23 protein-coding genes are annotated in these 24,275 nt (G+C 37.1%); 13 read left to right on the forward strand and 10 right to left on the reverse strand.

The annotated features are described in order from the left end of the window. Positions 1-132 precede the first annotated feature (132 nt). The 7 genes from V6255_RS06925 (at position 133) to add (ending at position 8,314) form a co-directional block, all read left to right on the forward strand. On the forward strand, positions 133-1,389 hold the full coding sequence (locus V6255_RS06925; RefSeq protein ID WP_341627497.1) for a NupC/NupG family nucleoside CNT transporter: 1,257 nt from the start codon (positions 133-135) through the stop codon (positions 1,387-1,389). 257 nt (positions 1,390-1,646) lie between these two features. Beyond that, entirely contained in the window at positions 1,647-2,420 is a 774-nt protein-coding gene (deoC, locus tag V6255_RS06930) for a deoxyribose-phosphate aldolase (protein ID WP_341627498.1), read from the forward strand. Continuing rightward, complete coding sequence (locus V6255_RS06935; RefSeq protein ID WP_341627499.1) at positions 2,420-3,667, forward strand: phosphopentomutase; 1,248 nt, start codon at positions 2,420-2,422, stop codon at positions 3,665-3,667. The genes deoC and V6255_RS06935 overlap by 1 nt, the downstream gene beginning before the upstream one ends. An 18-nt stretch (positions 3,668-3,685) precedes the next feature. Further along, positions 3,686-4,396, forward strand: coding sequence for a purine-nucleoside phosphorylase (gene deoD, locus V6255_RS06940; protein ID WP_160063180.1), 711 nt, complete (start codon positions 3,686-3,688; stop codon positions 4,394-4,396). Positions 4,397-4,575: 179 nt separating this feature from the next. After that, on the forward strand, positions 4,576-5,412 hold the full coding sequence (locus V6255_RS06945; RefSeq protein WP_341627500.1) for an outer membrane protein OmpK: 837 nt from the start codon (positions 4,576-4,578) through the stop codon (positions 5,410-5,412). A gap of 178 nt (positions 5,413-5,590) precedes the next feature. Beyond that, on the forward strand, positions 5,591-6,922 hold the full coding sequence (gene deoA, locus V6255_RS06950; protein ID WP_341627547.1) for a thymidine phosphorylase: 1,332 nt from the start codon (positions 5,591-5,593) through the stop codon (positions 6,920-6,922). 390 nt (positions 6,923-7,312) lie between these two features. Then, the gene (gene add, locus V6255_RS06955) at positions 7,313-8,314 is read left to right on the forward strand and encodes an adenosine deaminase (RefSeq protein ID WP_341627501.1); all 1,002 of its coding nucleotides are present in this window, start codon (positions 7,313-7,315) and stop codon (positions 8,312-8,314) included. 352 nt (positions 8,315-8,666) lie between these two features. Here the strand turns inward: add and V6255_RS06960 are convergent, their stop codons facing one another. The 9 genes from V6255_RS06960 to V6255_RS07000 form a co-directional block, all read right to left on the reverse strand. Next, positions 8,667-9,464: an ABC transporter ATP-binding protein gene (locus V6255_RS06960; protein WP_137297765.1), complete on the reverse strand. Its 798-nt coding sequence runs from the start codon at positions 9,462-9,464 to the stop codon at positions 8,667-8,669. Then, a complete protein-coding gene (locus V6255_RS06965; RefSeq protein ID WP_341627502.1) occupies positions 9,461-10,339 on the reverse strand; it encodes an ABC transporter ATP-binding protein in 879 nt (292 codons plus the stop codon). Before V6255_RS06965 ends, V6255_RS06960 begins: the two co-directional genes overlap by 4 nt. After that, positions 10,339-11,259, reverse strand: a complete 921-nt coding sequence (locus V6255_RS06970) for an ABC transporter permease (RefSeq protein WP_341627503.1) — start codon at positions 11,257-11,259, stop codon at positions 10,339-10,341. Before V6255_RS06970 ends, V6255_RS06965 begins: the two co-directional genes overlap by 1 nt. Before the next feature lie 55 nt (positions 11,260-11,314). Further along, positions 11,315-12,382: an ABC transporter permease gene (locus tag V6255_RS06975; protein ID WP_341627504.1), complete on the reverse strand. Its 1,068-nt coding sequence runs from the start codon at positions 12,380-12,382 to the stop codon at positions 11,315-11,317. Further along, positions 12,382-13,986, reverse strand: coding sequence for an ABC transporter substrate-binding protein (locus tag V6255_RS06980; protein WP_341627505.1), 1,605 nt, complete (start codon positions 13,984-13,986; stop codon positions 12,382-12,384). The genes V6255_RS06975 and V6255_RS06980 overlap by 1 nt, the downstream gene beginning before the upstream one ends. A 56-nt stretch (positions 13,987-14,042) precedes the next feature. Then, positions 14,043-15,017, reverse strand: a complete 975-nt coding sequence (locus V6255_RS06985) for a dipeptidase (protein ID WP_341627506.1) — start codon at positions 15,015-15,017, stop codon at positions 14,043-14,045. Between the two features lie 662 nt (positions 15,018-15,679). Then, complete coding sequence (locus tag V6255_RS06990) at positions 15,680-16,282, reverse strand: DUF2057 domain-containing protein (RefSeq protein ID WP_341627507.1); 603 nt, start codon at positions 16,280-16,282, stop codon at positions 15,680-15,682. A 116-nt stretch (positions 16,283-16,398) separates the two neighbouring features. Beyond that, positions 16,399-17,097 carry a hypothetical protein gene (locus tag V6255_RS06995; RefSeq protein ID WP_341627508.1) on the reverse strand — a complete coding sequence of 233 codons (699 nt, stop codon included), beginning with the start codon at positions 17,095-17,097 and terminating at the stop codon, positions 16,399-16,401. Continuing rightward, a complete protein-coding gene (locus tag V6255_RS07000) occupies positions 17,098-17,388 on the reverse strand; it encodes a hypothetical protein (RefSeq protein ID WP_341627509.1) in 291 nt (96 codons plus the stop codon). 654 nt (positions 17,389-18,042) lie between these two features. Here V6255_RS07000 and V6255_RS07005 point away from each other — a divergent pair. Continuing rightward, a complete protein-coding gene (locus V6255_RS07005; RefSeq protein WP_341627510.1) occupies positions 18,043-19,692 on the forward strand; it encodes a sensor domain-containing diguanylate cyclase in 1,650 nt (549 codons plus the stop codon). Positions 19,693-19,713: 21 nt separating this feature from the next. Here the strand turns inward: V6255_RS07005 and V6255_RS07010 are convergent, their stop codons facing one another. After that, positions 19,714-20,073, reverse strand: coding sequence for an HAD hydrolase-like protein (locus V6255_RS07010; protein WP_341627511.1), 360 nt, complete (start codon positions 20,071-20,073; stop codon positions 19,714-19,716). Positions 20,074-20,392: 319 nt separating this feature from the next. Between V6255_RS07010 and V6255_RS07015 the strand changes: the two genes are divergently transcribed. From V6255_RS07015 to V6255_RS07035, 5 genes are all read left to right on the forward strand, one after another. Beyond that, the gene (locus V6255_RS07015) at positions 20,393-21,376 is read left to right on the forward strand and encodes a CsgG/HfaB family protein (RefSeq protein ID WP_341627512.1); all 984 of its coding nucleotides are present in this window, start codon (positions 20,393-20,395) and stop codon (positions 21,374-21,376) included. Further along, entirely contained in the window at positions 21,373-21,696 is a 324-nt protein-coding gene (locus V6255_RS07020; protein WP_341627513.1) for a hypothetical protein, read from the forward strand. The genes V6255_RS07015 and V6255_RS07020 overlap by 4 nt, the downstream gene beginning before the upstream one ends. Further along, positions 21,696-22,064: a DUF4810 domain-containing protein gene (locus V6255_RS07025; protein WP_341627514.1), complete on the forward strand. Its 369-nt coding sequence runs from the start codon at positions 21,696-21,698 to the stop codon at positions 22,062-22,064. Before V6255_RS07020 ends, V6255_RS07025 begins: the two co-directional genes overlap by 1 nt. Then, positions 22,061-22,735 carry a GNA1162 family protein gene (locus V6255_RS07030; protein ID WP_341627515.1) on the forward strand — a complete coding sequence of 225 codons (675 nt, stop codon included), beginning with the start codon at positions 22,061-22,063 and terminating at the stop codon, positions 22,733-22,735. Before V6255_RS07025 ends, V6255_RS07030 begins: the two co-directional genes overlap by 4 nt. Positions 22,736-23,148: 413 nt before the next feature. Further along, positions 23,149-24,172 (forward strand): IS630 family transposase gene (locus tag V6255_RS07035; protein ID WP_425355911.1). Its coding sequence is split into 2 segments (ribosomal slippage): positions 23,149-23,603 and positions 23,602-24,172, totalling 1,026 coding nucleotides; the frame shifts between segments, so codons are not numbered across the junction. Positions 24,173-24,275 lie beyond the last annotated feature (103 nt).

A 24,275-nucleotide genomic window follows, 5' to 3' on the forward strand; every position in this document is an offset into this window, starting at 1 on the left:
TAAGGAAATAACAAACCAACCAATATTCGAATATCTCGGATTATACATGCCTGGGTTGGCCAGGATATTAGATGAAGATGACTGTTGGGTTATTCTTCAGTCAAATTGACATAAATGAAATGGAGTACAAATATGCAAATCATCATGGGTTTAGTGGGGATTATTTCCTTACTGTTAATTGCTTTTATTTTTTCTAAGCATAAAAAATCAATTAACTACCGTACTGTTGGTGGTGCTTTCGCGATACAAGCAATTATACCTGCTTTTGTTATATTTACTCCGTGGGGCGCGTCATTTCTACAGGGTATTTCAGCTGCTGTTCAAGGTGTAATTAATAGTGCCAACGCCGGTGTTAGCTTCCTATTTGGTGGTTTAGTCTCTGGTAAAATGTTTGAAGTATTTGGCGGTGGCGGTTTTGTCTTTGCTTTTAAAGTACTCCCTATCATTATCTTCTTTGCGTCATTCATGGCTGTACTGTATTACCTAGGTATTATGCAATTCATTATCAAAATATTTGGTGGTGCATTACAAAAATTGTTAGGTACTAGTCGTACTGAATCAATGTCTGCAGCTGCTAACGTATTTGTTGGTCAAACTGAAGCGCCATTAGTCGTTAAACCTTACATCAAACATATGACTCGCTCTGAGTTATTTGCTGTTATGTGTGGTGGTTTAGCTTCGGTAGCCGGTTCTGTATTAGTAGGGTATGCATCGCTAGGTGTTAGTCTTGAATACTTAATCGCAGCTTCTTTCATGGCAGCACCTGGTGGCCTATTAATGGCAAAAATACTAGAGCCAGAAACTGAAACGACTAAAGAGCTGTCTGCTGATGAATTAGCTGCCGATGGTGACGAAGATAAGCCTGTTAATGTTATCGATGCCGCGGCGTCAGGTGCTTCTTCAGGTCTTAAATTAGCGTTAAATGTAGGTGCAATGTTAATTGCGTTCATCGCATTAATTGCTTTAATTAATACTATCTTAGGTTCATTTGGTGATGTTATTGGTATTCAAGCATTAACATTGGAACAAATTTTAGGTTACTTATTTGCACCAATCGCTTTCTTAATTGGTATCCCATGGTCTGAAGCCGTTGTAGCAGGTAGTCTTTTAGGCCAAAAGCTAGTAGTGAATGAGTTTGTTGCTTACATCAACTTCATGGGTGTTAAAGATGCGTTAAGTGAACATTCTCAAGTCATTATCACTGTTGCTTTATGTGGTTTTGCTAACCTATCTTCGATGGCTATTTTATTAGGTGGTCTAGGTGTATTAGCCCCGTCACGTCGCCCTGATATTGCTCGTTTAGGTTTGAAAGCGGTAATGGCTGGTACATTATCTAACTTAATGAGTGCAACATTAGTCGGTATCTTCTTTGCACTAAGTATTGCATAGCGTTATATAGGCAATAGCTAAAAATATTGAGGCGCTCGTAAAGAGCCCTCAATAATACTTTCTTTTAGGTTTTAGCATTTACGTTTCTCGCTATAAACATAAATGCTAAACCCTAATTATTGAAACTTAAGTACTGGCATTGATAGTACTAACACTTAAATACTGACCCTTAAGTTGTTCGTGTTAAGTGCTGATTTTAAGTCTTTAATATTTAAGTGGTTAATATTAACTAACAATGAAATCAAAGGATTTTTAAAATGAGTGATTTACAACAAGCATCGCGACAAGCAATTCATTTGATGGATTTAACTACGCTTAATGATAACGATACAGACCAAAAAGTCATTGAATTATGTCAGCAAGCAAATAGCGCTGCAGGCTATACCGCCGCTGTTTGTATTTACCCTCGCTTTATTCCTATCGCGCGTAAAACACTAAAAGCACAAGATACAGCCGATATTAAAATCGCAACAGTGACCAATTTCCCACACGGTAATGATGATATTGAAATCGCTGTCGCAGAGACTAAAGCCGCTGTTGCTTATGGTGCAGACGAAGTTGATTTAGTGTTCCCATACCGTGCACTGATTGCTGGTAATGCAGTTGTTGGTGAAGAAATGGTTAAAGCTTGCCGTGAAGTCTGTGGTAAAGCAGTAACATTAAAAGTGATCATTGAAACGGGTGAATTGAAAACATCTGAACTGATTGAACAAGCAAGTTTAATCTGTATTGAAGCGGGTGCCGACTTTATTAAAACATCAACCGGTAAAGTACCTGTTAATGCAACATTAGAAGCAACTGAAGTGATGATTAGCACAATTAAGAAGTCGGGCAAAAACGTTGGTTTTAAAGCCGCTGGTGGTGTGAAAGATGCACAGACAGCAAATGATTATATGCAGCTTGCCCGTGACATTATGGGCGATGACTGGGTTAATGCCGAACATTTCCGTTTTGGCGCTTCAAGTTTGTTAGCAAGCTTATTATCAGAGCTTAATTTAGCTGACAAACCTGTTGAGACAGGAGGTTACTAATGAAACGTACTATTTTTTTATTACTTGATTCTTTAGGCATTGGCGCAAGTCACGATGCTGAAAAATTTGAAGGTAGCTTAGCAGACGGCACCGTTTTCAATGATGTTGGTGCTAATACTTTTGGTAGCATTGCAAAACTTTGTGCTGCCGGCGAAGCTGATATTGGTCGTAAAGGACCTTTGTTTATTCCTAACCTAACTAAGTTAGGGTTAGCACATGCTTGCCAAGGTAGTTCAGGCGAGTTCCCACAGGGGCTAGATGAATCTATCGTACCCATCTCAGCTTATGGACATGCGCAAGAAATTTCTACTGGTAAAGACACACCAAGTGGACACTGGGAAATAACCGGTGCACCTGTATTGTATGAATGGGGCTATTTTAAATCTAAGCAAAATAGCTTTCCGCAAGAATTATTGGATGCGATTGTTGAGCGTTCTGGCATTTCCGGTTATTTAGGAAACTGTCATTCATCAGGCACAGTCATTTTAGACGAGCTTGGTGAAGAGCACATTAAAACAGGCAAACCTATTTTCTATACATCAAGCGACAGTGTTTTTCAGATTGCTTGTCATGAAGAAACGTATGGTTTAGAGCGCTTGTATGAACTGTGTGAAATCGCGCGTGAATTATTAGAGCCTTACAATATTGGCCGTGTCATTGCACGTCCATTCTCAGGTGATAGAGCGGGTGAGTTTGCTCGTACTGGTAATCGTCATGATTACTCAGTATTACCTCCATCAAAAACCCTACTTGACCGCATGAAAGACAGCGGTGGTGAAGTGGTTAGTATCGGTAAAATCTCTGACATATTTGCAGCGCAAGGTATTACGCAAGCCATTAAAGCGAATGGTCTTGAAGCATTATTTGATGCAACGTTACAGTCGTTAAAAGAGGCGAAAAAAGAAATCATTATTTTTACAAACTTTGTAAATTTTGATGCTGATTTTGGTCATCGACGCAACGTGGCAGGCTATGCCGCTGCACTTGAATATTTTGATACACGTTTGCCGGAAATGCTTGAGTTAATGGATAAAGATGACTTATTAGTATTATCGGCGGATCACGGATGTGATCCTACATGGCCTGGTTCTGACCATACTCGTGAACATATTCCGGTTATTTTCTACGGAGAAAGTGTCCCAGCAGGTTCGGTAGGACTTCGCGATACGTTTGCTGATATCGGTCAAACCATTGCGGAATACCACCAGTTACCTGATCTTGAATACGGTAAAAGTATTTTTAAATAAAATTTTGGAGAAATAAAGATGGCAACACCACATATTAACGCAGTCGATGGCGCATTTGCAGAAACAGTATTAATGCCTGGCGACCCACTACGCGCAAAGTACATTGCAGACAACTTTTTAGAAGATGTAGTGCAAGTAACTGATGTACGTAACATGTTAGGTTTTACTGGTACTTACAAAGGTAAGAAAATATCAGTAATGGGAAGTGGTATGGGCATTCCTTCTTGCTCAATTTATGCAACGGAACTGATTAAAGATTACGGCGTTAAAAGTATTATCCGTGTAGGTAGTTGTGGTGCTGTTAGTCCTGATATCAAAGTGCGTGATGTGATCATCGGTATGGGGGCTTCTACAGACTCAAAAGCAAACCGCATTCGTTTTGCTAACCATGATTTCGCGGCTATCGCGAGTTACGAGCTATTAGAAAAAGCAGTTAATGCAGCTCGTGCACACGGTATTAAAGCACAAGTAGGGAATATCTTTTCTGCTGATACTTTCTACACACCTGAGCCAGAAGTATTCGACACACTAGAAAAATACAATATTTTAGGTGTAGAAATGGAAGCTGCTGGTTTATATGGCGTTGCTGCTGAGTACGGCGCAAAAGCATTATGTATTTTAACCGTATCGGATCATATCCGCACTGGTGAACAACTATCTTCTGATGAGCGTCAAACGAGCTTTAATGAGATGGTACTAATCGCACTTGATTCTGTAGTTGCAGAATAAAGAGGTGTGAAAAAAGACCTGACTTTGAAGTTGATTTTATAGCGTAAATGTCAGGCATTTTGTATTCACTACATAGTGTGCGCGACAGTGAATGCAAAATTTTATTATTGAGCTTTGGAAACACTTTAGTATTAAAAATTATCATTTAGCATTTTTTACTTTTAAAAAGGAATTTAACAATGAAAAAAACATTACTAGCGCTTGGATTAGCAGCTGCCATGCCTACATTTGCAGCCGATTACACGGACGGTGACACGCACAAGAATGACTACAAATGGATGCAAGGTAACTTAATGTATTCTATCGATGAAGCTCCGCGTATTAAAGGTGCTGATGAAAACGGCCATGATTATTTTGAACTTGAGTTTGGTGGTCGTTCTGGCGTACTAGATTTCTATGGTTACGTTGATTTTTTCAATCTAACAAGTAGTGAAAACTCAGATAAAGGTAACGGTACTAGTAGAGTCTTTGCAAAACTTGCTCCTCGCCTTTCTCTAGATGGTATTACCGGTAAAGATTTATCATTTGGCCCAATTCAAGAAGTTTATCTTGCGACATTGTTTAATATTGGTGGTGGTTCAATTGCAACTGAAGCTGATGGTGACGGGGATTTATATAACGCATTTGTCGGTGTTGGGTCTGATGTGAGCGTGCCATGGTTAGGTAAAGTCGGATTAAATGCTTATGCACTTTACGATGTAAACAATAAAGACTGGAATGGATATCAAATATCAGCAAATTGGTTTAAACCTTTTTACTTCTTCGAGAATGGTTCATTCTTCGCTTACCAAGGTTACTTTGATTACCAATTTGCTTTAAAAGATGAGTACTCTACTTCAAGTAATGGTGGAGCTTGGTTTAACGGTATTTACTGGCATTCAGATCGTTTTTCATTAGGTTACGGTCTTAAAGCTTATAAAGATGTTTACGGTATCAAAGATGGTGTTAACTTTGGTTTTGGCGAGTTCGAGTCAACTGGCGTCAGTCATTATTTTGCTGCCATTTATAAGTTCTAATAAATAATGCCTTTGCTTAATTTTATTAAGTAAATGTTGTTATTGCCTGCAGCATAATGTCTGTGTTGCAGGTATTCTCCTCTTCCCTCATTACGTCCTAAGTTATTTGTAAATATTAACTATTCACAAATCATTTAGTGATATCTAACTATCTCTTTATTATCGGAATTTGTATATGATCCTAGTCCCCCAAGAAATCATCCGCCATAAACGTGATGGAAAAATTTTAACTAACCAAGAAATTAACTTCTTCATACAAGGTATTACTGACAATAGCATCAGTGAAAGCCAAATCGCTGCCTTTGCGATGGCTATCTATTTTCAAGATATGAATATGGATGAACGAGTCGCTTTAGCATCTGCAATGCGTAATTCCGGTGAAGTCCTAGATTGGTCTTCATTGAACTTAAATGGGCCTATCGTAGATAAACACTCAACCGGTGGCGTAGGCGATGTTACTTCTTTAATGCTCGGTCCAATGGTTGCTGCTTGTGGTGGTTATGTACCGATGATCTCTGGTCGTGGCTTAGGCCATACGGGAGGCACACTAGATAAGTTAGATGCTATCCCTGGTTATCAAACCACAGTAACTAACCAACATTTTAGAGACGTAGTCAAAACCACAGGTGTAGCGATTATTGGACAAAGCGCAAACTTAGCGCCTGCTGATAAACGTTTTTACGCAACGCGAGACATTACCGCAACGGTTGAATCCATTCCATTGATTACTGCTTCTATTTTATCAAAAAAACTAGCGGCTGGATTAGATGCGTTAGTCATGGATGTCAAAGCTGGTAGCGGTGCTTTTATGCCCACCTATGAGCAATCACAACAACTTGCTAATAGCATTGTTGCCGTCGCAAATGGTGCTGGCTGTAAAACCTCTGCTTTAATTACTAATATGGATCAAGTACTAGCAAGTAGTGCGGGTAACGCTGTTGAAGTAAGAGAAGCGGTTCAATTCTTAACCGGTGAGTACGTTAATCCAAGATTACATGAAGTCACTATGTCACTTTGTGCTGAAATGTTGGTATCAGCAAATCTAGCTGAGAATACACAACAAGCACATATTAAGTTACAAGCTGTATTGGATAACGGTAAAGCTGCTGAGCTATTTGGGAAAATGGTATCAGGTCTTGGTGGTCCAACTGATTTCGTTGAAAATTACGATGATCATTTGGTTAAGTCTGCCATTATTCGACCTATCTACAGCACACAAAGTGGTTATGTCAGTGCAATTGATGCGCGCGAGGTTGGTATGTCTGTAGTCAATATGGGCGGCGGACGTCGTGTTGCAACTGATGGTATCGACTTTGCGGTAGGCTTAAGCGAGTTGATTAGTATTGGCGATAAAATAGATGCACAAACACCTATTGCGATGGTGCATGCTCAAACAGAACAACAATTTATGGAAACGCAAAAGAATGTATTAAATGCGATCCAGTGTGAAGATAAAAAAGTGGCTGTTGAACCGCAAGTATACGAAGTTATTCGCGCTAACAGTGTTTAGTATTAAAAGTAGTACTAGACTATAGCTAGTTGTATCCAGTACACAAAAGTACATTCAGTGAGTTATAACCCGTTAAGTGATAACTCACTAAGCTATATCCTTATTATTCGAATCTAGGATTAAAAATAAGCCCGTTTTCTACTTTTAATTAAAATGTTTCTGGCAATGAATAAAAAGTTAAAGTTAAATGATAAACTGCTAATAACAACATATTATGTTAACTAACTTAAAATATTTTTTAAATTTAGATTTATTAAAGGTTTGCCAGTAACAAAAAATAACCACACTCTTTATACTAGTTGAATTCAAGCTACCTTATTTTGTAACCTCGGAAATTGCATTTTAAGGTGGCTTGAGTTCCATTAGGGTTTCAATACAAAGGAATAAAAAATGATCACTAAAAATCTACCTCTAACTGATATACATCGACATTTAGATGGCAATATTCGTATTGAAACTATTTTACAATTAGGCCAGAAGTTTAACCTAACATTACCCGCAACAAGTATTGATGCATTGCGTCCCTTTGTTCAAGTAGTTGAAACACAACCTGACTTAATGGCTTTCTTATCTAAATTAGATTGGGGTGTTGCTGTATTAGGTGATTTAGATGCTTGTTATCAAGTAGCATATGAAAATGTCGAAGATGCTAAAAACGCACTGATTGATTATACCGAATTACGTTTTTCTCCTTACTATATGGCAATGAAGCATAATTTACCTGTCCAAGGTGTTGTTGAAGCTGTTGTTGCTGGTGTGGCAACAGGTAGCCGAGACTTTAATGTTAAAACAAATTTGATTGGAATAATGAGCCGTACTTTCGGTACTGAAGCCTGCCAATTAGAGTTAGATGGCTTATTAAGCCAAAAAGATAAATTAGTCGCGATTGATTTGGCGGGTGATGAACTAGGTCAACCAGGTGACCAATTTGTTAACCACTTCAAACAAGTACGTGATGCAGGTTTACGCGTTACTGTGCATGCAGGTGAAGCAGCAGGCGCTGAAAGTATATGGCAGGCAATTCACTCATTAGGTGCTGAGCGTATTGGTCACGGTGTAAAAGCAATCGAAGATCTTAAATTAATGGATTATCTTGTAGCAAACAATATTGGTATTGAGTCTTGCATTACTTCGAATATACAAACCAGTACCATTGCTGATATTACCCAACACCCTATTAATACATTCTTAAACCACGGTGTGATGGCATCACTTAATACTGATGACCCAGCAGTAGAAGGGATTGAGTTACCTTTCGAGTACGAAGTTGCCGCGCCTAAAGCAGGTTTGTCTCTTGAGCAAATAAAACAAGCACAAATTAATGGCTTAGACATCGCATTCTTATCAGCAGCTGAGAAACAAGCTTTGCGTGATATTGCAGCGAAACGTTAAGCCTTTCGCTTTTAATATTGAGCTAAATATAAGCATGGTTAATGTGTTAACCATGCTTATATTTTAAAGTTGCTTTTAATGTTTATAGCCATGTGTTTTTGTGGCATCAGCCTTTAATAACTATTTTTCAGGTAATGTATTCGCAAATAAAGCTTTTGATATCATGTCTTTAACCTTAGCCTGTTTATCCGTCTCAAAATAAACATAACAACAGCCCCTGAGTTGGTTATCTAGGCTCCAATAACTGTCATCTCCCAAAACTTGATCAATACTCATCATAAACTTATTTTTTAGTCATATTTTTTCTGGCTCATATCGATTTTCCATTGCCTGCTCATAACAATTTAACATATCAATCATGGTCGATAAATTGTTCAATGACTGCTCGATCGTAACCCTTTGAGGCTAAATTAAGTTGCAAAGTATACGGATCTTTAGCATCTGTTTTCCCTTGCTGATCAACCTGCAAAAGTTCGACAAGTTTACCATGTTGCATAACCGCAATTTGTTCACACATGTAGGATACGACTGCCAAATCGTGACTCACTAATATGTAAGTCAAAGATAATTCTTCGCGTAATTGATTCAATAAATTGAGAATCTCAGCCTGTATGGAAACATCGAGTGCAGAGGTCGGTTCATCAAGTAATAAAATTTTAGGTTCTAAAATTAAAGCACGAGCAATTGCAACACGTTGACGTTGCCCACCAGATAACTGATGTGGATAACGAAATCGAAATTTATTGGGAAGGGCGACCTGTTCCATCACTTTTGCAATACGTTGTTCGGTGTTTTTAAAACCATGAATAGCAAGTGGTTCTGCGAGTATTTTGTCGATGGTATGGCGAGGGTGAAGCGATGCATAAGGATCTTGGAATACCATCTGTACTTTTTTATAAAAAGCTTTACTACGAGCACTTTGTAATGACTCTCCCTCCAGTAACATTTGTCCATCACAATGCGTATTCAACCCGGCAAGGGCACGTAAAATTGTTGACTTTCCTGAGCCTGATTCACCAACTAATCCAAAAGACTGTTGAGCGGGAACGGTAAAAGAAACATGATCGACGGCTTTTACTAATTCGTCACCGCTACCGAAATGAATCGATAAATCATTGATTGTGATGGCGGGTATTTTAGGGTCGGTCATATTAATTTACCTTGTGCATTTAAAGTTCCATCCAACCAACTATCTTGGCGTTGCAGTGTCGCTATAGGTTGCCCCTTAATTGCATTATTTGGTAGGCAAGAAAGTAGACCTTTGGCATAAGGGTGTTGTGCTTGGTCGAGTTTGCTGGCTTCAAGTTCCTCTACAATTCTTCCTGCATACATGACCAATATACGATCGCAAAAACTGGCAACTAAGGGCAAGTCGTGTGAGATTAAAATAAGTCCCATACCACGCTCTTTGACTAGGTCATCCATAATCGCTAATACTTGTAATTGTACGGTTACATCGAGTGCTGATGTCGGCTCATCGGCAATTAACAGATCAGGGCTGGACAGTAACATCATGGCAATCATAATACGTTGTCCCATGCCTCCGGATACTTCGTGAGGGTAGGTATTAAAAACTCGTTGTGGATTTCGAATACGAACAGCTTCAAGCATTTCAATGCAGCGTGATATCGCTTGTTTCTTAGATACTTTCATTTGAATTTGGCAGGCTTCAATCATTTGTTTACCGACGGTCATTACTGGATTGAGTGAGTATTTAGGATCTTGCATCACCATCGAAATACGTTTACCACGGATTTTTCGGTAATCTCGTGTGGACAAACTTTGTAAATCTACGCCATCAAAAATCAGTTTTTCTGCAGTGACATTACCCGGACTCAATCCTAGTATGGCGCGACCCGTTTGTGATTTTCCTGAACCAGACTCACCCACAATGGCTATTTTTTCATGGCCCATTTTAAAGGAAATATCGCGTACCGCATGAACAGAGCCATGTACCGAGGGAAATTCAACATTGAGATTTTTTACTTCTAATAAGTGATCATTATTATTATCGATATAAGTCATTAATGCTGGCCTCCTGATTTAGGATCTAATACATCTCGTAGCCCATCACCAAGTAGGTTAAAGCCTAGTGCCACGGTAAAAATAGCAAGACCAGGAAAAGTCGCTAACCACCAGTAACTAAGAATATAATCACGACCTTCAGCAATCATAGCGCCCCATTCAGGCGTTGGTGGCTGTGCTCCTAGACCAAGAAAGCCTAAACCAGCTGCTGTTAAAATAATACCTGCCATATCTAAGGTCACACGGACAATTAATGATGAGAGGCAAAGCGGCATAATATGGCCTGAAATTAATCGCCAATGACCTGCGCCTTGCAATTTTGCCGCTGCGAGATAATCGGTATTACGAATCGTTAATGTCTCGGCTCTGGCTAGTCGTGCATAAGCGGGCCAAGAGGTGATTGCAATAGCAAAAATAGCCGATTCTAAACCTCGACCTAGTGCAGCTGCCAGCGCCAATGCGAGTACTAACTTAGGAAAAGCAAGAAATACATCGGTAATGCGCATTAATAAAACATCCACCCAGCCACCAAAATAACCAGAAACAGTACCAATTATAAAGCCTAATATAGGGGCGGTGAAAATAACTAAGGCTACGATAACCAGCGTTATGCGGCTACCAATAATAATGCGACTAAACACATCGTTAGCTTGCCCATCTGTTCCAAACCAATGTTCAGCAGAGGGAGGCAGAAAACGAGATGCTTTAAGTGCATCTCCGGTGAGACCGCTTGTAATACCTTCATGAGCGATATATGGGGCAAATAGCGCCATTAATAACAACGCAAGTACAATCACAAAACCAATCATAGCGAGTGGATTATGATAAAAGCGAAGCCAGCCTAAATAGCCACGACCAAACGCTGCCTGTGTTCTTGAATCTGGGTTTTCGGCTAACAGCCAACCTTTTAACTCAGTCATTTTTAACAAACCTTGTTAGCACTTCTGGATGAGAAATGATTAGTGATATAGAGATTTATTTTGCTCTGGGATCGAATACTTTATAGAGCAAATCAGAGGTTAAATTTAATAATATGAACACTAAACCGACGACAATCGTTCCGCCAAGTACTGCATTCATATCAGCCGCAAGTAAGGCGTCAGTAATGTAGCGACCTAAGCCCGGCCAAGAAAATACAATTTCAGTTAACACCGAACCTTCGAGTAAAGAAGCATAGGTGAGAGCAATAACCGTGATTAAAGGCACCCAAGCATTACCAAGTGCATGTTTCCATATAATAGCGGTTTCAGAAACGCCTTTTACACGTGCAGTAATGACATACTCTTGATTGAGTTGGCCCAACATAAAAGAGCGCGTCATTCGGCTAAGGTAGGCAATACTGTAATAGGACAGTAAAGAAGCGGGCAGAATAATATGGGCAAAGGCATCTTTAAAAGCCTCCCAATCTCGAGCCAATAAAGTATCGATTAACACCATATTAGTCACTTTTGGAAGCGTATATTCATACATCACGCTAAGTCGACCTTCAGGCGCGGCTACCCAATCTAAATGCTGATAAAAAACAACAATGGCTATCATTGCTAGCCAAAATATCGGGGCACTATGTCCAATCAAACCAAATATTCGCACCAAATTATCTTGCCATTTATTTTGATTAACGGCTGCGATGACCCCCATTGGAATACCAATTAACATACCAAACATAGTGGCAAGAGTAGCCAGTTCTAAGGTTGCTGGAAAATAGTTAAGAATGTCATCGGTGACTAAGTTTGCAGTACGAACAGAGGTACCTAAATCACCGTGTAATACATCGTTAAGGTAGTAGAAAAACTGCGTGATAATGGGTTTGTCGAGCCCCATTTCAATATAAGTCGCCTGATAGAGTGCTTCAGGTGCTTTATCACCGAGCACTGCAATAACGGGATCCGTTGGCATCATTCGGCCAATCACAAAGGTGAGTAATAATAAACCGAAGAAAGTCATGGCCAACATACTGAAAAAGTGAACGAATGGTTTGGCTTTTTTAGTATAAAAAGAAGTAAAGGCAGCTAGATAACCGCCTTTTGATAATGAACTTCCCATTATTTTTTCACAACATCTTTGTAAGAGTTACTATCGAAGGATGGACCTAATACAAATCCATCGATGTTAGCACGTACACCAGCAACTTCTTGTTCTTGCATAACAAAAGCGAAAGGTGCTGTTTGTTGATGTTCCTTTTGAATCGCTAAATACATTGCTGCACGTTTATCTGCATCACGTTCCACTAGTGCTGCAAGCGTAGCCTTAGTCATTTGCTCAGGAGCATAAGCGTTACGCCAAGCGACGGGTTTAGATTTAGCATCATCGCTATTATCTAAGTTTTTAGCAAAAGTATCTGCATTGGTATGCGGGTCTTGATAATCCGGGCCCCATGTACCAAAGAATAGTTGATGTTTACGTGCACGGTATACCGTTAGAACCTGTTTACCATCCATAGGAATCAATTTAACGTTAATACCCACTTTAGCGAAGGTTGTTTGGATTGATTTTGCCGTATCAACACGAATAGGGCTATTTCGAACGATTAACTCAACGTCGAAACCATCAGAGTAACCAGCTTCAGCTAATAATCCTTTTGCTTTTTCAATATCTAATGAGAAAGGCTGATCTTCTAATGCACCAAGGAAACCTTTAGGTAGGAATGCTTGTTGTATTTGACCACGTCCATCCCAAACTGTATCAGCCAATCCTTTGTAATCGATTAAGTATTTAAGCGCTTGCTGTACTTTAGGTTTGGCTAAGATAGGATCTTTCATATTCATTGAAAGGTAATAAAGTGTCCCTTTACCTTTTTTAATTAATTTAATGTTTTTGCTATCTGCGACACTTTTTAACTGTTCAGTTTCAAGATTACGAGCAATATCAATATCGCCTTTCTCAAGTAGTAATTGTTGAACGGAAGATTCACCAATATGACGAAGAAACACATTTTTCATTGCAGGAACACCATCCCAGTAATTTTGGTTAGCACTCAATACAACAATTTCAGACGGTTTCCACTGCTCTACTTTAAAAGGACCAGAACCTGCGTAATGAGTACGCAACCAAGCAAGTCCCATGTCACCATCGACTTCATGTTTCATGACTTCTTCTTTATCAACAACTGAAGCAATGGTGGCCGTTAAACAGTATAAAACGAAAGTAGGGGCGTAGGCTTTATCGGTTTCAAATACGAGTGTATTTGCGTCAATGGCTTTGACTTTATCTTTTACATTGGTTTCATTAAGACCAAATTGGGTCAATATAAAGCCAGGCGCTTTATTAAGAATAACGGCACGTTGCAATGAGAAGGCCGCATCTTCTGCAGTCATTTCATTACCAGAAGCGAATTTAATCCCTTTACGTATTTTAAAGGTAAAAGTTTTACCATCTTCGCTGATTGTCCAACTTTCAGCTGCTTGACCAAATATTTTTGAGACATCATTCGGATCATAACTAATTAAACGGTCGTAAGTATTACCTATCACTTCAGAACCTGAAAATTCAAAGGCTTCTGCACTATCTAAAGTAATAATGTCATCGAATTGCCAACCGACAACCAATGAATCTTTGGGTGTTGCTGCAGATACTGATCCTGTAGAAAGTGCAAGGGCTAAACCAGTTGCTCCCGCTAGATGACGTGCTTTTTTAAAAAGTGACTTCATATTGTAATCTCCATATTTCCTGACGGTGAGGTCAGGGATTTATTTCCAATGTATTGTTAACACCAAACTTTTTGGGCTAAGGTGTTCATATTTTTTCCATAGATAGCAGCGATATCAGATTGCTTGTAACCGCGCTTTTCAAGTAGTACTGACATTTCTAAAAAACGTTCTGGTGGGGCGAATAAAAGATTTAAAAATCCATTCTTAGATTTATTGTAACCATGTTCAGGTGGCCACCAAAGGTTAGTCTCTAAACCTTCTGGTCCATCATCTAAATGGGTATCGTAGACATAATCTAAGCCGACACCTACATGCGATGGCCCAATTAATTGAACGAGATAATCGATGGCTTCCACCATACTTTCAGCGCTAGCTTGTGGGGAGTTTAGGAATCGTGCTACACCATTAATACAAACGACGCCACCGGTTGCTGCACAGGCTTGTAGTTGATCATCGCGATAATTTCTACCGTGATCTTTGAGTGTGCGAGGATTACCGTGACTAATGATCACTGGTTTGTTGGAATATTCGAAAATATCCATACTAGTTCGGTATCCTGTATGAGAAACATCCATAAATAATTTGTTGGTATTAATTGCATCTACGATTTTTCGACCTTTAGGCGTTAAGCCAATGTCTTCATCGTGACAACCACCGGCAAGGGAATTACTGCGGTTGTAGGCTAAATGTATTTGTCGTACGCCAAGCTTTGCAAGCAATCCGACCATCGCAGGGCTTTCATGTAAGGGGACGCCACCTTCTAAATCAAAGGAAACGGCTAATTTACCTTCGCGTTGGGCACGTTCAACATCGGAAAAACTTTCTACTTGGATTAAAAAATCGAGTTCGCTGATACGTTCTCTAAATCCTGCTATTATCTGGATAATGTCGCTTAGAGGATTAAAGTCCATCCCGATATTGATTGAGATATAATAGGCACCACAGTCTATATGGCGTTGTAGCGATGCTAAATCGTACTCTGGAATTAAAGGAACGCAAGTATGAGCATCCCAAACAGGTATTGTTGTCAAAGCATTCTCCTAATATAGGTTCAAATTTCATAAGATATTTAAACTAATTCAATATTAATAGTATTGTTTAGATAACATACAAAGCTTAATAGACAAGCTTCATTGATGCGAAAATCAATAAAGTTTAATATTTATTATCTTAATGCCATTGCGCCTCATTTCAGTGCGCTTTTATCATTTCTTAGTGCGTGATTAAGGATATATAGGGCTTAAAAGATAAAAAATAAATATTACAGATCATAATGAAATATATGTGCCAACTTGTTGTTGCAGCTCTAATATGTTGATTTTAATTTATTTTCTGTACAGCAGTAACAACCCTAATTAATAGAGTCAGAGGATGTTGTATGGAATGATTAGGTAACCTTACCGATTAAAATTACTCGTGTCTTAATGATTTATGAGCGAATCGATATTTATGTAAGTGATTGTTTTATTTTGTTTTATTTTTAATGTGATCGTTAGCTTTTACAAAGTGATGTGTTTGACATTAGAGTCGATACCTTGACCTTTCTAAATATAAAAAAATTGTATTTTTTATTTAATAAGGCTTTATTATTATTTTTTGGTCGAGAGGGGAGGGAAATGAGAGGCTGTTATGTAGAGTCATAATTATCAAACTCTACTGAATCAAGTAGAGTTGATTTTTATGTGTGCATATTCTAATTAATACGAGCTTTAAATGCTGCACGAGTCTTTTCATCCGCTTTACTGTACCAATAATCTAACATTTTACCTGCAACATCAGCTTCAGATTCAGATTCATTACCTGTCATGCTAATTATTGATTTAGGTTGATTTAATGAAGCGGGTTGAGATGTTTGATTGTAAACACGCAGTTCTGAGATTAAGTCACGATTAAATTGAATACCATTCTTCAGTAGCTTCCCTTGTTCAAATGATACTGTTTTACCATTACTATCTTTTAATATGATGACAGGATTATTATTAAAGTCTGTACGTTCACCTTCCGTACGTAATTTAGGTAAGGTTATAAAGTAGTTGTTATCATGACCTTCAAAAGTAAGTAATATAATATCTGATGTAAAAAAAACATCTTCGCCAGCTGAGCGGTAACGATCCTCATAACGAAATGCTATCTGATTTTTACCATTCTCTAATAAGAGAGGATTCTCATTTTTTGCTATTTCATTATTAATAACTTGTAGCTTAAGCTGAGAGGGAGTTGTTAAATTGATCTCAGCGAGTACTTGCGGGCTTAACAAACTGACTATGACAACTATAATAATATTCCGTAATTTCATATTTAATTCTCGCTTTTACTCTTAAAAGTAAACTTAGATTAGATAAATAAGTTTAATCATTACTACTATAAAGCACTCATAAGAGTGCTTTATAGATATTTCTATTTAAATATGAGTTAAAAACCGTAACGCGCACCTAACAACAACTCATTTTCACGGTCACCAGTACTACTAGAGGTATCATTATTTAATGCAATTTTATAACTACTGAAAACTGCAAAGTTACCAATATAATGAGCATATTCTAGTGAAACAAAATTTGTTTCTAATGATGCAATATCATCTGCAGAGTAATAACTATAACCAATATTTAATATGTTTGAGTTATCTTCACCAAAGTAATAAGCGGCAAATGCATCTGCCGCTACAAAATCAGAATCAGAAATACCATCAGCTGAAATATTACCTTGCATACCTGTTGCCGCTAAATAAATACTGCCTTTAGTGTATCTCGCTGCAAGTATGTAAGAGTTTGAGGTGTCAGTATCTTCAACATTTGTTGCGTTACCATATTCTTGATCACTGCTAGTTACACCCGCAGCTAATTCAACTTCAGGAGTAAGTTTATAAGCTGCCATCAAACCAAAACCATCGGCATTATTATTAGCATTTTGTGTTCCAGATGCTTGAAAAGTTAATGCATCAGTTTTATAAATGTAACGTAATGTGTTTTTTGAGCGGTCGGCCGATGTTTCAGTATTTTCGTTAATGTAACCACTATACGTTTCTGCTAAATCGGTAAAGTCTGTTAGGTAAGTAACAGCATTCTCTTGATGCCCATAAATAAGAGTGCCGAATTTAGTTTCACCACCCACCTAAAGGTGACGTGTATTTAAATTTGCTTCATTATCATCTTCGTTTTCTGTGATTTCGAATTCGTAGCGACCAAAAACAGTTAAACCTTCATTTAATTTATTTTTTCCATTTACATTTAAACGTACATTAGATTCATCAGAATAATCACCATCTGTTAAACTGCCGCCTACTTCAACTCGCCCACCGATATTAAATTCCTGAGTTTCATTTTTGTAAATAGTTGCTGCAGAGAGAGGAGCTGAAAGGATCGCGCTAGAAGTAATAGCAATTAGATATTTGTTGAATGTCATATTCATTTTCCTTTATTTAGAATTATTTAAAAATTGTAATAATTAAATTATTTTTTAGGTAAGTGCTGAAATAATAAAAATTATTTCAGCTAAAATGCAGACAATCCGTGTCTTTTAAATTACGTAGACCAATCTATATGGTTTTCTGATCAAGTTCATAAAAAAATAACAAATAAATTATAAAAGGCGATCTGTGTCGCATTTTATGATTTGCAAATTGGAATTTTGAAATTTAACGTACAAAAAAATATTTATTTTTTGTTGTTATAAGCTAATTGATTGTGACTTTTGGAGTATTTTTTCTAGAGGTATATTTTCAATTGTTAGTGATTTTATAATGAATTAATCATTCTGTTAAACATCATTTTTACAGAATAATTATCTAATGCACTTTTAATCGCCTATTTTTTATTAAAATAAGTGATTAACGCTTAGAGCAGCTTCTTTCTGTCTATAATTTGTTCTGTTTACTTCACGACTTGCTGAGTTTTTCACCTTGAATGGTAACGGATATACCTTTAAATACTGAAACGATTTTAAACTAGTCTGTGAATATTTAGTCACTTTTAGTCGCATTATCAAAAAAACGACTAACTTTTGTATGCTAAAAGAGGTATCTTCATGTCCAAGTATTAACCAATAAATTATGATTCGATGAAGACACTGTTAGATCACATGGCGCCATCGCGTATTTCCACTAAATTATCTATTTATGTTTCGGCATTTATTGTCGTGGCTTTCACATTGTTACAAATTTACAATTTTCTAATCATTAAATCTGAAATAAAAAATCAAATTAATAAAGAGCAATATACAAAAGCTAAATTTATCGCTAAAGATATAAAGAATAAAATTGATAAGCGAACAAAATTTTTAGTGGCTCTAGCAGATTTAATTCCTCCTGAACAAATGCAGTCCGAAGATTTTTTAACCGAAAAAATCAAAGAACACATTGCTTTTACTAATTTTTTTCCACAAGGATTCGCTGTTATAAATCCAACCGGGAAAGGTGTTATAGCTGAATATCCAGTTATTCCAAGTAGAAAAAATTTAGATCTTTCAAATAGAGAATGGTTAATAAATGCTAAAAATAGCCAACATATTATTATTAGTTCACCTTTTCGTTCTGAGGTCACTGATGAAGTACTTGTTGTCATTGCAAAAGCATTAAGAGATAAAAACGGTCAAGTATTAGGGATCCTAGAAGCGCCTATTTTTTTGAATCGTCCTGGGTTTATGGAATATATTTTTGACCATGATTACAATGAGACAAGCGATACATTAGTGATATCAAGAGCGAGTCAGATTTTTTTAGCTTCCAGTACACCAAGCTTAGTATTCAAAAGCATCCCTAAAAGAGGAGAAGATATCTTCTATGATCAGGTTATGGATGGCTTTAATGGGGTTGGTGATACGGTAGATGCCTCTGGTGATGAAATGTTGGCGGCAGCGGCTAATATTAGCTTCTTGAATTGGTTTGTTATTGTAAGAACGCCTGTCGATAAAGTTTATCAAACGATAAATGAAAGCTTAGAAACTTCTATTATCAGTGGCGTCATTGTTAGTTTGGCTGTTTTTTTAGCGATTACCTTTTTTCTGTTTTTCTTTTTTAATCCTTTAAAAGAGGCTGCTGAGTCCGTTAAAGAAATGGTATTAAATAAACAACCTTTAAAACATATTGAAGGTTACAAAAATGATGAAATTGGTGACTTGATTGTGGGTTTTAATGCCGTTATTGATATGGTAAATGAGCGTAGAGATAAACTTGAAAAGTCCAATGCTACACTTGAATCACTCTCTCAAATCGATGATTTAACAGGCGTGTTTAATAGAAGGTGGTTAGACCATACACTTAACAAATTATGGCAAGTAAAAACTCGTAGCCAAGAACCGTTAACGTTATTACTTATTGATATAGATGAATTTAAAAAATTTAATGATACCTATGGGCATATAGCAGGCGATAAGTGTTTAAAGAAAGTCGCTGAGAATATACAAAAATCAATTAATAGACCTACCGACTTTTTTGCTCGTTATGGTGGTGAGGAATTTGTTATTTTATTAGAAGGTGATTTGGTAGAAGGTTTTGCCATTGCTGAGAAAACAAGGCAAGTTGTCAATAATTTACAAATTACGCATAGCGAGTCGCCTTACGATCATGTGACTATTAGTTTAGGTGTTTCATCCGTTATTCCACAACTCAATACCGATTCTGTCGAATTAGTTAAGCAAGCGGACCTTGCTTTATATCAAAGCAAGAGACGCGGTAAAAATCGATATGAATGTTTTCAACATAAAGAGTAAACACAGTAACAGTTAGGTTTGTTATGCTTTGAACCAATCAATATAAAAGCTAGGCTTAACCGAAAATTCATCGCATAAGTTAACAATACTTTTTTCGTCACTAATAGCTTTAGTATGGATGCCAGAGGTAATGAACAAACTACTGATATTAGCACCATTTGCCCCTGCAATATCGTGCTCTAAGCTATCGCCTACTGCGATGGCGTTATCCCAGGTAAAATGCAGCGCTTGCTTACCTAAATGCTCGTAGGAAAGTGTGCCTGTTTTACCGCTATTGGATAAGATCACGACTTTTTTGTTATGTGACTTTAAAAAAGTTAATACTTCTATCGCTTCAGGGAAAGCGTCACCACCATTATGTAATACTTCCCATTGATCCAAAATGAAGGTGTTAAAACTATCAATTATACCTTTAAAGCATTAATCATTTTCACTGGATTTCTTTCTCTTGATTACGATTGAGATGGGTAAATTTCAGATTCACTCTCATATACACATTCGAGAAGCTCCTATAGATGGGGGTTAATTTGATATTTAAAATACTTTTATGTGCTTGTGTGGAGTTTTTTTTTTATTTTGTGATATATTACTTTGAGATCTTATAGCGGTAAGTATTTTAAGCTGTTGTTATTAAATTGGAAATAATAGTGTTAAGGTTTTTTCCGATTTTAAATATTTTAAAAATTAAAAAGGAATGGAAATGATATTAAAAAGGATAGGGATGCTTGCTTTAGCTACATCTGTATTATGTGGCTGTGCAACACTTGAAAAAAAGACTGTTCATCAAACCTCAGCTCCTACCCAAACGATAAGTAAAACTCAAACCGAACAAGTTTTAAATTCTAAATCATTAAAACGAAAGGTTGCCATTGGTCGATTTACAAATGAAACCACCTATGGACAAGGATTCTTTATTGATAAAGATAACAACCGTATTGGTAAACAAGCGATGGATATATTATCGTCGAAGCTTTTTGATACGGGTAAATTTATCATGCTTGAACGAGCTGATTTAAACGAGATAGAAAAAGAATTAACCATTGGCGGGAATACTTCATTAAAAAATGCAGCTGATTTTATTATTGTAGGTTCTATTAGTGAATTTGGTCGTAAAGAAGTCAGTGAAGTAGGTATTTTTTCTCGTGTAAAAAAACAACAGGCAAATGCAACGGTTCATATTCGTATTATTGATGTTGTAACAGGTCAAATTATTTATTCAGAACAAGGTAAAGGCATTGCATATTCTGAAGCGGGTACGGTATTCGGTGTTGGTGATAAGGCAGGTTACGATAGTTCTTTAAACGATAAAGTATTAGACGTTGCGATCACTGATTTAGCATCAAACGTTATTGAGAATATGTTAGATAAACCTTGGCGTTCATACATCTTATCTTATGAAGATGGGCAGTTGATCATTGCTGGTGGAAAGTCACAAAACATTACGAGCGGAGCTCAGTTTGAGATATTCAAAGCAGGTAAAAAAATAAAAAACCCTCAAACTAAAATGTATATTACTTTGCCAGGAAAATCAGTGGGGAAAATAGAGGTTATCACTTCGTTTGGTGATACTCCGGAATCAGAAATTTCTATCAGTAAATTGATTGAAGGTAACATTGATTCTTATATTGAAAAACAGGACTATTCTGAATTATATATTCAAGAGGTCAATAAGGATTCACAATGAAAAAATTATTATTATTAATCGGATCAATAATACTTATTATGACGAGTGGTTGCGGTTATAACAGCGGTGTTAGTACCTCTGAGCCTGTGTCATACCTTTACTTTACTGGTGAAGCAGAAGGGGCGGAGGTTTTTATTGATAGTGTATCTGCTTTTATTGTCACTGAAATGGGTAATAAAGAATTGTATAAAGTCTCTCCAGGTAAACATGTTATTACCATAAAAAAAGGTAGCCAGGTGCTAATAAATCGACACATATTGTTGGGTGATGGCCATGAGAAAGAATTTAATGTTCCAAAATTTAATCAGGAAAGTAAATAATGAAATTAACAATGTTAGCGGTTTTTGTTTTAACAATTTTTGTCTCTGGTTGTGCTACAACTGAAAAGCCAATGTACGATTACGGTACCTATTCTGAAAGTTTCTATGCAATGAAAAAAGATGCAGGTGCTGAAACTGTAGGTGAATGGAAAATGGCATTAGAAAACATTATCAATGAGTCTAATCAAGAAGCTTTACGAGTGCCACCCGGTGTATATGCCAACCTTGGGTATATACATCTTAAAGCCAATAATACAGAGAAGGCGATTAGTTACTTTGAACAAGAACAACAAACGTATCCTGAGTCTGAAATATTCATGAGTAATCTAATTAAAAAATCTAACCTTCAAGGTAATGACAAATTATGAAGCGCTTTTTAAAAAATGTAATTATTACCATCGTTCCGGTTATTTTTCTGAGTGCCTGTGTTGCACCAACATTGGTAACTAAAGAATCAGAGTTTCCTGGGATGTATATTGAAAAGCCTAAATCGTTGCTTATCATGCCACCTATTAATCTTAGTACAGCTGCCGATGCTAAAGACTATTATTCTACCACTGTTGAAATGCCTGTTGCATTTCAAGGATATTATACGCTGCCATATGAAATTACTTCAGAAGTTTTAAAACAACAGGGCGTCTATGATTCTGAGCTTGTTTATGACATGCCACTTAATAAGTTCTATGAGTACTTTGGTGCTGATGCTGTATTGTTTACCAAAATAAAAAAATGGGATACTTCTTATGTTGTTGTGTCATCGAGTCTCACTGTTTCTATCGACGCTGAAATAAAATCAACTAAAACATCACAAGTTTTATGGAAATATAACGGCACCGTTATTGTTGATTTATCAGGCGGTAATGGAGGTGGACTTGTTGGGTTATTAGCTTCTGCTATTGTTACTGCTATTAATACGGCTTCTGCTGATTATACCACTTACGCTAGACAAGCTAATGGCAGATTTGTTGGAACAATTCCAGTTGGTCCGTATCACCCTATGTACCTAAAAGATCAACAAGATAAAATTATCCAACAGTAAATTAATTTGCTTCAGTCGCTAGTCGATTAGTACTTGTAAGTTGGTAAGTGTTGTTAGGAGTGAGATGATACCTTTTCATCATTTCAACCAAAACAAAGGTAGCTCTGGTGAGCTGCCTTTGTTTATTCAAGTTACGCATTTACTATTGGAATCTAAGCTTCTATTATTAGAATGATTCAGTTTATTACTTACGATAAGCTCATTACTACCAATATATACTTTTAGTTAATACCAACTACATTAAATCAGTGATCTAAATTTTGCGCAGAAAAAGTGACTTAGTTTAAGGTGTAAATTGATCTAAGCTTTTGTTCCATTTGCGAAAATTACAATGAAGAAATAAGTTCTTTTAACAAGTAATACCATTTCCGATAAATATGTGATCTAATTAAGCTTCTTACAAAGGAGCTAATATGAGTCACAATTTTGCTGAGTTAATTAATGCGACAACCAATGCGAGACAACGATTAAAATTACTCGCTGTCTCGCATTTCTTAGAAGGGAAAAGTAGAACTGATATTGCGACTTTTTTAAAGGTAAGCCGTAGAAGTGTTAACATTTGGATTAAAGCATATCTTCATTCTGGGTTAACAGGTCTGGAAGTAAAGCCCCGTAGCGGGAGGCCTCATCGACTCACGCCAGAGCAACTTGCTAACATAAAACAATATGTGATTGATAATGCGATAAAATCAGAAGGAGGCCGTCTGCAGGGGAAGGATATAAAAGAATATATTGAAACAACATTCGGGGTCACTTATCAAAAAACTAATATTTATTATTTACTCAACAAATTAAATCTAAGCTGGATAACAACTCGCTCTAAGCACCCCAAACAATCAGAAGAAGTCCAAGCATCTTTTAAAAAAATTCCAAATAAATACGATCCTTAAGATCCCTGGGCATGTTCATTTAAAAGATGTACATATTTGGTTTCAGGATGAGGCTAGGTTTGGTCAACGTAATGCAACCACTAGAATATGGGCAGAAAAAGGGACCAGACCAAGGGCTATTCAGCAGCAACAATTTGAGTATGCTTATTTATTTGGTGCGGTCTGTATCAATACAGGTCAAACCGAGGCATTAGTAATGCCTTACAGTAATAGTGAAGTGATGAAGGTTCATTTACGCTTAATTTCTGATGCAACCCCAAAGGGAAAACATGCCGTTGTAATAATGGATCGAGCTAGTTGGCACCAGTCTTATTTAGCTGAAGAGTTTACTAATCTAACTATTATTCACTTACCGCCGTACTCTCCTGAATTGAATCCAATCGAACAAGTTTGGCATTGGATGCGGGATAATGAAATCGCGAATAGATGCTTTGACGGTTATAACGATATTGTCAATAAATGTTGTGATGCTTGGAATCGCTTCAGTGAAGACAAAAATAGAGTCATCTCACAATGTCATAGAGACTGGATTAATCTGGGAACTTAATTATCGGAATTGGTATAAAATAGATCAGTTAATTCGTATGATTGGTATAAACATTGATAAACCCTTGCTAATCTCGGTGATTCGGATAGGTTTTACCATGTCA

Origin of the sequence: Psychromonas arctica (assembly GCF_038155225.1) — a bacterium.
GTDB classification, from domain to species: Bacteria; Pseudomonadota; Gammaproteobacteria; order Enterobacterales; family Psychromonadaceae; genus Psychromonas; species Psychromonas arctica_B.